At 75.4% G+C, this 9,193-nt stretch carries 12 protein-coding genes; 9 read left to right on the top strand and 3 right to left on the bottom strand.

Features of this window, described 5'->3' with window-relative positions; all coding sequences use genetic code 11:
- Positions 1–11: 11 nt before the first annotated feature.
- The 3 genes from ACI79V_RS08950 to ACI79V_RS08940 form a co-directional block, all read right to left on the bottom strand.
- Complete coding sequence (locus tag ACI79V_RS08950; RefSeq protein WP_456888453.1) at positions 12–257, bottom strand: hypothetical protein; 246 nt, start codon at positions 255–257, stop codon at positions 12–14.
- Positions 254–1,318, bottom strand: a complete 1,065-nt coding sequence (locus ACI79V_RS08945) for a carbon-nitrogen hydrolase family protein (RefSeq protein WP_456888452.1) — start codon at positions 1,316–1,318, stop codon at positions 254–256. Before ACI79V_RS08945 ends, ACI79V_RS08950 begins: the two co-directional genes overlap by 4 nt.
- A 121-nt stretch (positions 1,319–1,439) precedes the next feature.
- Positions 1,440–2,417 (bottom strand): AraC-like ligand-binding domain-containing protein, encoded by a 978-nt coding sequence (locus ACI79V_RS08940; protein WP_456888451.1) that lies wholly within the window; start codon positions 2,415–2,417, stop codon positions 1,440–1,442.
- Between the two features lie 114 nt (positions 2,418–2,531).
- Here ACI79V_RS08940 and ACI79V_RS08935 point away from each other — a divergent pair, with 114 nt between their 5' ends.
- The 9 genes from ACI79V_RS08935 to ACI79V_RS08895 all read left to right on the top strand — a co-directional run bounded on the left by ACI79V_RS08935 (position 2,532) and on the right by ACI79V_RS08895 (position 9,151).
- Positions 2,532–3,035 carry an OsmC family protein gene (locus tag ACI79V_RS08935; RefSeq protein ID WP_456888450.1) on the top strand — a complete coding sequence of 168 codons (504 nt, stop codon included), beginning with the start codon at positions 2,532–2,534 and terminating at the stop codon, positions 3,033–3,035.
- A gap of 206 nt (positions 3,036–3,241) precedes the next feature.
- Positions 3,242–4,474, top strand: coding sequence for a CpaF family protein (locus tag ACI79V_RS08930; RefSeq protein ID WP_456888448.1), 1,233 nt, complete (start codon positions 3,242–3,244; stop codon positions 4,472–4,474).
- Positions 4,471–5,328: a type II secretion system F family protein gene (locus ACI79V_RS08925; RefSeq protein WP_456888446.1), complete on the top strand. Its 858-nt coding sequence runs from the start codon at positions 4,471–4,473 to the stop codon at positions 5,326–5,328. The genes ACI79V_RS08930 and ACI79V_RS08925 overlap by 4 nt, the downstream gene beginning before the upstream one ends.
- 70 nt (positions 5,329–5,398) lie before the next feature.
- Positions 5,399–6,331, top strand: coding sequence for a type II secretion system F family protein (locus ACI79V_RS08920; protein WP_456888443.1), 933 nt, complete (start codon positions 5,399–5,401; stop codon positions 6,329–6,331).
- A complete protein-coding gene (locus ACI79V_RS08915; protein ID WP_456888440.1) occupies positions 6,285–7,733 on the top strand; it encodes a recombinase family protein in 1,449 nt (482 codons plus the stop codon). Before ACI79V_RS08920 ends, ACI79V_RS08915 begins: the two co-directional genes overlap by 47 nt.
- Positions 7,734–7,998: 265 nt before the next feature.
- A complete protein-coding gene (locus ACI79V_RS08910) occupies positions 7,999–8,259 on the top strand; it encodes a hypothetical protein (RefSeq protein WP_456888438.1) in 261 nt (86 codons plus the stop codon).
- 33 nt (positions 8,260–8,292) lie between these two features.
- Positions 8,293–8,514, top strand: a complete 222-nt coding sequence (locus tag ACI79V_RS08905) for a hypothetical protein (RefSeq protein WP_456888436.1) — start codon at positions 8,293–8,295, stop codon at positions 8,512–8,514.
- Positions 8,511–8,780, top strand: a complete 270-nt coding sequence (locus ACI79V_RS08900; protein WP_456888434.1) for a hypothetical protein — start codon at positions 8,511–8,513, stop codon at positions 8,778–8,780. Before ACI79V_RS08905 ends, ACI79V_RS08900 begins: the two co-directional genes overlap by 4 nt.
- 161 nt (positions 8,781–8,941) lie before the next feature.
- On the top strand, positions 8,942–9,151 hold the full coding sequence (locus ACI79V_RS08895; RefSeq protein ID WP_456888431.1) for a hypothetical protein: 210 nt from the start codon (positions 8,942–8,944) through the stop codon (positions 9,149–9,151).
- Positions 9,152–9,193: the final 42 nt, after the last annotated feature.

The raw sequence follows: 9,193 nt of genomic DNA, 5'->3' as shown, positions 1-9,193 counted from the left end.
CGGGCGGTCACTCACCGGACGACGCGCCGGCCGGCTCTCCTTGCCCCCCGGGCGAGGAGCCGGGTCCCCGCGACGCGACGTCCCGGCTCGGCCCGGGGGGTGAACACCACGGCGGTGAGCCGGCCCGTGCCGTCGACGGCCCCCGCCAGGCGGCGGAGCAGTGCCGCGACCTCGGCGTCCGCGGCGGCCACCGCCGGGTCGGCGTCCCGGGGGTGCCAGACGCCGCGGTGCGACGGGACCGGCGGCTCGAGACTCACGGCCGGCCCACCTGCTCGAGGGCCGAGGCGTCGGCGGGCACCAGGTCGCTGGGCTCGGGCAGCTCCACCGGCAGGCGCCCAGGGGCCTGCTCCGGGGTCACCACCACCCGGTTGGGCGCGCCGTTGAACAGCAGCCGGAAGACGTCGGGGCGCGAGTAGTGGCCGACCGGGTCGGCGGCGGACTTGGCGATCGCGATGAGTGCGGGGTCGAGGTCGGCGTAGAGGATCCCCTCGGCGTCCTCGGGCAGCGGCTCGGCGAGCTCGGTGCCCTCGGGGCCGTAGATCCGGGTGAACCCGCCGCCCTGCAACAGCAGCTGCCGCTTGGCCTCGGTGTCGGCGAACAGGTCGTGGGCGGCCTGCCCGATGACCGAGCACGGCGCGAGGACGAAGGTCTGCCCCTCCACCGCGTACACCCGGCTGGCCGCGGTGTTCACCTCCGGGCCCAGCGCCGTGGCCGCCCCGCGGTAGATCGAGAAGCTGGGCCAGGAGGCGACGTGGATCTGCTCGCCCATGCTGTACATCGCGTACTTGGTCAGCGGCTGGAAGTGCTCCCAGCAGTTGAGCGCCCCGAGCCGACCGAGCGCGGTCTCGTGCACCTGGATGTCGCTGCCGTCGCCCTCGCCGAAGACGCTGCGCTCGACGTGGGTCGGCTTGAGCTTGCGGCGCACCGAGACCACGGTGCCGGCGTCGTCGATGAAGGCCTGCGACATGTAGAGGCTGCCGCCGGCCCGCTCGGCGAAGCCCAGGACGACGTGCACGCCGTGGCGTCCGGCCGCGGCGGCGATCCGGCGCATGTGCTCGCCGTCGCGGGTCATCGAGTTCGCGGCGTAGCGGGCGACGAACTGCATGCCCCACGCAGGCGAGTCCAGCCATATCCACCACGGGTAGCCGGGGACGAACGTCTCCCCGAAGGCGACCAGGTCGGCGCCGTTGCCGGCCGCCTCGCCGATCAGGTCGACGACCTGGTCCACCCCGGCGTCGAGGTCGAGCCACCGCGGTTCGGCCTGGACGGCGGCCGCGCGCACCGGACGGACGGGAGCGGAGCTGTCGGGGACGCTCATGCGGTCCTCCTGCGACGGGCCCGCCGGCTGCGGGCGTGCGACCACGGTGAGCCGACCGCGCGCAGGCGGACTCGCGGTCCGTGCCAGGTCCCTGCCGCTGCGTGCCAGGTCCGGCCGCTCCTCAGGGCCGGCCGGTGACCGCCCGCCGGTAGGCCGCCGGGGTCGTCCCGGTGACGGCGCGGAAGGCGCGGTGGAACGAGGCCTCCCCGCCGAAGCCGGAGCGGACGGCGACGGTGGCCAGGGGCAGCGTCGGCGCGGTGCGCAGCAGGCGCTGGGCGGCGGTGACCCGCAGCCGGCGCAGCACGTCGCCGAGCCCCTCCGGCTCGCACTCGAAGAGCCGGAACAGGCTGCGCCGGGAGAGGTGGCAGGCCGCGGCCACCCCGTCGGCGCAGAGCCGGGGGTCGGTGTGGTGGGCGGCGAGGTGGGCCAGCACCCGCTCGCGGTCCAGGGCGGCCGCGCCCGGGGGCGGCCCGGTCCCGGCGGCCAGTCCCAGGGCCGAGGTGAGCAGCCCGAGCGCGTGCGGGGCGAGCGCCGCCGTCCCGGCCGGGTCGGTCGCCTGCTGCCGGGCCAGGCCGCGGAGGAAGTCGGCCACCAGCCGGGCGCTGCTGTCGGCGCCCAGGGTCACCGCGGTCGCCCCGGCCAGGGGGCCGGCGGGCAGCACCCGCCGCGGCACCTGGACGACGAGCTGCTCGAAGGCGCCGTCGAAGTGCAGCGTGTAGGGCCGGGTGCTGTCGTAGAAGGCCATCGCACCGGGCACCAGCCGGGCCTCGCGGTCGTCCTGCGAGACGATCCCCCGCCCGGCCAGCTGGATGCTGGCCAGCACGTACTCCTCGTTGCTGCGGGCGATCAGCCGGCGGGTGCGCTGCACGTTCTGTCCGCTGGCCCGGACCGTGGTGAGCTCGACGTCGCCGACCACGCCGTGCGCGATCCGGCCGCGGAACGGGAGCTCGGTGGTGGGGGACGCCGAGAGCTGGACGAAGGTGTCGCAGATCAGGTCCTGCCAGAAGGAGAACGCCTCCGCGGGCCGCACGGAGTCCGTCGTCACCGTGACCTGGTCGGACCCGGTGCCGGCGCGCTCCTTGGCCGACCTCGTGGGCACGTCGCGATGATGACCCCGGCGCCGGGGGACGTCCATCCCCTCGGTGCGGACTCCGTTGGCGTGCCGGTCGTCGGGTCGTGAGCATGGGGGCTCGACACCACGAGGGGGATCCGGATGGACGCCGTCCAGCTGCGGGAACTGCAGGCACCGCTCAAGCAGCGCTACCGCGACGACCCGGGATCGGCCTGCGCGCGGATGTCCGCCGAGGCCGACTTCTCCGCGCCCGGCATCACCGCGACCGTGCGGACCTGGGCCGGACCCGCCCGCGCCGGGCTGCACCCCTCCACCGGCGGCGACGGCAGCGACGCCTGCTCCGGCGACATGCTGCTGCAGGCGCTGCTGGCCTGCGCCGGGGTGACGATGCGCAGCGTGGCAACCGCGATGGGGCTCGACGTCCGCGCGGGCCGGCTCACCGCGTCGGCGGACCTCGACCCGCGCGGCACGCTCGGTGTGGACAGGTCGGTGCCCGTCGGGCTCGGGCCGATCACCGTGGACGCCGAGCTGGACACCGACGCCGACGACGCCGCGCTGGCGCGGCTGGCGGAGCTGACCGAGCGGTACTGCGTGGTGGCGCAGAGCCTGGCGCACCGCCCGCACCTGACCGTCCGGCGCGCCTGACCCAGGTGCCAAGCGTGTGCGCCGGCGCCGGGTTCCCGGGCTGCGTCTGCCGCGCCTGCGCACACGCTCGGGCCACCCGGGGGCGGGTCACCCGACCGGATGGTGCCGGTGCGGGCTGTCCACAGATCGGTTGACCGGGCTCCCGTCCACGCCCGGAGTCGACCTACGGTCCCTCCCGTTCTGCAACGGGGTGTGACGGGGGTCCAGTGCCGACGAGTGCGCTCGACGTGGTCGACGGCGAGGTCCGCGAGCTGATCCGCCGGCGCGGACTGGACCCGTTCACCGACCCCGCGCCGGTGCGGGTGCTGGTGCGCGACGTGGTCGCCGACTACTCCGAGCGGTCGCTGACCTCGGCGCTGCCGCCGGTCGGCGACCCGGATGCGGTGGTGCGCGACGTGCTCGACCGGGTGGCCGGGTTCGGGCCGCTGCAGCGCTGGCTCGACGACCCCGAGGTCGAGGAGGTGTGGGTCAACGAGCCGGGCCGGGTGTTCGTCGCCCGCCGCGGCCGCAGCGAGCTGACCACCACCATCCTGGGCGCCGGTGAGCTGGCCGACCTGGTGGAGCGGATGCTGCGCACCTCGGGACGGCGGATCGACATGAGCCAGCCCTTCGTCGACGCGATGCTGGCCGACGGTTCCCGGCTGCACGTGGTCATCCCCGACATCACCCGCCGGCACATGGCGGTCAACATCCGCAAGTTCGTGCTGCAGGCGCACTCGCTCGACGAGCTGGTGGCCACCGGGACGCTGACCGTGCAGGCCGCCCGGTTCCTGGAGGCCGCGGTCGCCGCGGGGCTGAACGTGATGGTGTCCGGCGGCACGCAGGCCGGCAAGACGACGCTGCTCAACTGCCTGGTCGCGGCGATCCCGGCACGGGAGCGGGTGATCACCTGCGAGGAGGTCTTCGAGTTGCGGGTCCCGCTGCCCGACGTCGTCGCGATGCAGACCCGCCAGCCCAACCTCGAGGGAGCCGGGGAGATCCCGTTGCGCCGGCTGGTCAAGGAGGCGCTGCGGATGCGGCCCTCACGGATCGTCGTCGGCGAGGTGCGGCAGGAGGAGTGCCTCGATCTGCTCATCGCGCTCAACAGCGGCCTGCCCGGCATGTGTACGCTGCACGCCAACAGCGCCCGCGAGGCCGTGGTCAAGATGTGCACGCTCCCGCTGCTGGCCGGCGACAACATCGGCCACGCCTTCGTCGTCCCGACCGTGGCCGCGAGCGTCGACCTGGTCGTGCACGTGGCCACCGAGGCCTCGGGGCAGCGGCGGGTCCGCGAGATCGTGGCGGTGCCCGGGCGCGCCGAAGGTGGCGTGGTCGAGCTGGCCGACGTCTTCACCACCCGCGAGGGCCGGCTGGTCCGGGCCGAGGGCTTCCCGCCGCACGCCGAGCGCTTCGCCGCCGCCGGGTTCGACCTGCCCGCGCTGCTGGAGGCGCGCCGGTGACCGGTGCCCTCCTGGGGCTGCTGCTGGGTGTCGGCCTGCTGCTGGTCTGGCGCAGCGGGCCACGGGCGCCGCAGCGTCGCTCCGGCCCCCGCCCGCCCGGCCGCCGGGCCCGGCTGCTCGCCGAGGCCGGCCTGACCGGCATCAACCCCGCCCAGCTCGTGGCGCTGCAGGCCGGGCTCGGGCTGCTGGCCACCGTCGTCGTCCTCCTCACCACCGGCACGGTCAGCGTGAGCCTCGCCTTCGGCGTGTTCGGGTTCGTGCTGCCGCACGTGCAGGTGCGCCGGCTGGCCGGCCGCCGACGCGCCGACCTGCGGGAGGTGTGGCCGGAGGTCGTGGACAACCTGGCGTCGGCCGTGCGGGCCGGGCTGTCGCTGCCCGAGGCGCTGTCGGCCCTGGCCGTCCGCGGGCCGGAGGTGCTGCGCCCGCCGTTCGCCCGCTTCGCCGCCGACCACCGGTCCAGCGGCCGGTTCGGCGAGAGCCTCGACCGGCTCAAGGCCGACCTCGCCGACCCGGTGGGCGACCGCATCGTCGAGACGCTGCGCGTGGCGCGCGAGGTCGGCGGCTCCGACCTCGGCCGGGTGCTGCGGACCCTGGCGACCTTCCTGCGCGAGGACGCCCGCGCCCGCGCCGAGCTGGAGACCCGGCAGGGCTGGGTCGTGCAGGCCGCCAGGCTGGCCGTCGGCGCGCCCTGGGCGGTCCTGCTGCTGCTGGCCACCCAGTCGACGACGCTGGCGGCCTACGACTCGCCGCTGGGCACGGCGCTGCTGCTCGGCGGCGGCGTGGTCTGTCTGGTGGCCTACCGGCTCATGATGCGGATCGGGCGGCTGCCGCAGGACGTGCGGGTGCTGCAGTGAGCGAGCATCGCAGCGAGCGCCAGCGAGCGAGGAGCGGAGCGAACGGGCCGCGGAGCGGCGGGGTGTCGTCGTGAGCGCCTCCTCGACGGGCATGCTGCTCGGGTTGGCGGCCTCCTCGGGCCTGCTGCTGGTGGTCGGCTTCGCGCCGCCGTTCCGGTCGGTGCGGCTGGTCGACCGGCTGGCGCCGTACGTCCACGACACCCCGCCGCCGTCGCGGCTGCTCGGGACGGCGACCGAGCCGGGTCTGCTGGTCGCCGTGCGTCGGGTGTTCGGCCCGCTGGTCGCCGACGGGGCGCGGCTGGTCGACCGGGTGCTCGGCGGCCGCTCCGCGGTCCGGCGCCGGCTCGACGCCCTGGGTGCGGAGCAGACCGTCGAGGACCTGCGCGTCGAGCAGGTGGTCTGGGGCGGGCTCGGCCTGCTCGGCGCGGCGCTGCTGGCCGGCGTCTCGTCGCTGCTGGCCGGCAGCGTCAACGTGCTGTCGGTCGCGCTGCTGTGCCTGGGCGGGCTGCTCGGCGGCGTCCTGGGGCGGGACTGGTGGCTGACCCAGCAGGTACGCCGCCGCGAGGAGTTGCTGCTCGCGGAGTTCCCGGTGGTCGCCGAGCTGCTGGCACTGGCGGTCACCGCGGGGGAGAGCCCGACCGCGGCCATCGCCCGGGTCTCGCGGCTGTCCGGCGGCGAGCTGGCCAGCGAGCTCGGCGGTGCCCTCGGCCGGGCCCGCGCCGGCGTCCCGCTGGTGCAGGCGCTGCAGGAGGTGGCCGACCGGACGTCGGTCGACGCGCTGGCCCGCTTCGTCGACGGCCTGCTCGTCGCCATCGAACGCGGCACCCCGCTGGCCGAGGTGCTGCGCGCACAGGCCGCCGACGTCCGGGAGGCCGGCAAGCGCCAGCTGCTGGAGGCCGGCGGCCGCAAGGAGATCGCCATGATGGTCATAGTCACCGGGCGCGTACATTCCGAGCATGCGCGCCGCCGTATACGTCCGCCAGTCTCTCGACCGGTCCGGTGAAGGCCTCGCCATTGCCCGGCAGGAGGCCGACTGCCGTGACCTGGCCCAGCGGCGCGGCTGGGAGGTCACCGAGGTCTTCCGCGACAATGACCTGTCCGCCAGCAGCGGCAAGCCCCGGCCGGGCTACAGGGCACTTCAGGCCGCCATGCGTGCCCGCTCCGTCGACGTGGTGGTCTGCTGGGCCGTGGACCGGCTGGTACGCCGCATGGCCGACCTCGAGGAGGTCATCGGGCTGGCCGAGAAGACCGGGGTGGGCCTCACCACGGTCACCGGTGACCTGGACCTGACCACGGACACCGGCCGCATGAACGCCCGCATCCTGGCCGCCGTGGCGCAGGGCGAGGTGGAGCGGAAGGGGGCGCGTCAGCGGCGCGCGAATAGGCAGCGCGCCGAGTCCGGGCGCGTGGGGTGGACCCGGCGGCCCTTCGGCTACGACCGCCGCGACGGGGTGGTCTTCGTGGTGGACGCCGAGGCCGATGGGCTGCGGGACGCCGCGCGCATGGTGCTGGACGGCGAGACGCTGGCCGCCGCCTGCCGCATGCTGAACCTGCGGGGGCTGTGGACCACGGGGCACCGCGTGGTCCGCGACGAGGACGGCGAGCCGCTGCGGGACGCGGACGGCTCGACGCTGAAGCGGACGTGTCTGAAGTGGGACACCAAGGCGCTGCGGGGGGCGCTGCTGAACCCGCGCTACAGCGGGCGGGTGACGTACCGGGGCGCGGACGTGGACGCCGAGGCCACCTGGCCGACCATCCTGGACGCGGACACGCAGGAGCGGGTGGCGAACGTCCTGCGGAACCCGCAGCGGCGCACCGCGCCGGACACCGCCGTCAAGTACTGGCTGTCCGGGCTCGCCCGCTGCGGCATCTGCGGCGGCCCGCTGTTCGCCTCCCCGATGGGCGCGAAGGGCAAGCGGTGGATGGTCTACAAGTGCCGGGCGGCGCACCTGGCGCGCCGGATGGACCTCGTGGACGAGGTTGTCGACGCCGTCATCGTGGCTCGCCTGACCCGGCCGGACGTGCTGGCGCTGGTGTCCGTGGGCGAGGACGTGGCTGCGCTGGCCGCCGCGCTTCGGGACAAGCGCCGCCGGAAGGCAGACCTGGCGGCGCTGCTGGCCGAGGGGCTGCTGGACGCCGCCGCCGTCCGCGCGCAGGCCACCAAGCTGAACGCCGAGATCGCCGCACTGGAGGAGCGCATGGCGGCGGCCGAGGCGAGTGGTCCGCTGGCCGCGCTCGTCGCCGCCGATGACGTGGTGGCGCACTGGCGGACGCTGCCGCTGGGGGACCGGCGCAGCATCACCGAGCAACTGCTGACAGCCACGGTCCTGCCGGTGACGAAGGGCGCGCGCTTTACGCCCGACCAGGTTGCGATCACGTGGAAGGGCGCGGATCGGCCCGCATGACTCGCGTGGCCCGATAACGGCTTCGGTTGCTCGCTGCGGCGGCCGGGGCCGGTGCACGTCCAGGCCCCGGAAGTTTGCGCGTGCGCTAGTAGGCACCGCCGCTAGGCACGCCTAGCGTGGGTCCTGTCAGCAGCCGGGGCACAGGCCCCGCACCCCGCCGATAGGGGCTGACACCGGAGGCACTAGGCGGCCAGGGACGCGCCTTCGAGGTATCCCTGACCCCAGGAGAGACACCGTGTCTTCGGTGACTCATCAGCGTGCGCGCGTGGCGCACGCGACGCGCTTCCACGGCCCCACCGCTCCCGAGACCGAGCTCGCGAAGCGGGACCTGCGCGCCGCCAAGCTGGAGGCGTACGTCCTGCGCGTGCTAGCCACGGCTCCCCGGCTGACCAGGGAGCAGCAGGACCACATCCGCTCGCTGATGGCCCCCGGTACCGCCGGGGAGCAGCGCCGCCGGGACGCCGCCCGTGCCAGCGGCGTGGACACCGGCCAGGACCCCGAGCCGGCCGCAGAGGCGGCCCGGTGACCGCCCCCGCGCAGCACGTCCGGTGACCCAACCGTGCCCCGTGATAAGTCCCCCGAGATCCGTGCCGCCGTCGGCCGGATGATGACCGCCGCCCGCGTCCAAGGGCGCGGGTCACCCGAGGCGGTGGACGCCCGCCAGGGCGTCGCCGCAGTAGTCCTGACCGGTGACATCCGCGAGGCCCTCGACGCCGGGCTGCTGGCGGACCGCCACTGCCGAGAGCTGGCCGACATGCTGCTGGCCGGTGGTCCGCGATGACCGGCCGGACGGCGGACGCCTGGACCGGCCGTCTGCGGACCGCTGCCCTCAGCACCCCAGAGCGACTTGTCGCGGGCCAACTGGCCGACCGGCTGGCCCGCGCCTGCTACGGCGCGCACGTCGACCTCGACGACCTGGCCGCGTGCTGCGCCCTGCCGAGCGAGGTGGCCCTGGCCGCCGTAGAAGGGCTGGCCGCGCGAGGCCTCGTCTCGTCCCGCGCCGACGGGCGGCTGGTGCTCGCCGTGCCAGGTGGTGACGCCTCGTGAACGGCGGGGGCCGACCAGTGCCGCCACGTACTGACCGGCCCACCACCACCAAGACCGCCGCTGACGCCAATCACCAGGGGGTCCGTGACGCCCAAGCTAGCGCGCCCTCGGGAGCCCGCGCCGCCAGCAGCGCGACGGCGCACGACGTCCTGGGCGATGCGGTGCGCGACCTGATGGCCCACCGCCGGGACGGGCGGCTGCTGGACCGGGTGACGGACGCCGCCGCCCGGCTGAGGCCCCACGTGGCCGCCGGTGACCTGTCCCGAGTGTCCGTGGTGGCTGCGCTGACCGCCGCCGCTGCCGCTGGCGCGGTGGCCCAGGACGCCGCCACGGCCGCCGTCCTGACCGGGCTGGACCGGGGGGTCGAGTAGTGGCCGGGCACTCGAAGCGGAAGCCGAATGCCGGGCTGCGTG

Source organism: Geodermatophilus sp. SYSU D00700 (genome assembly GCF_054050255.1).
The sequence above is the reverse complement of the archived record's forward strand: the minus strand, read 5'-3'. Positions and strand labels throughout refer to the sequence as shown.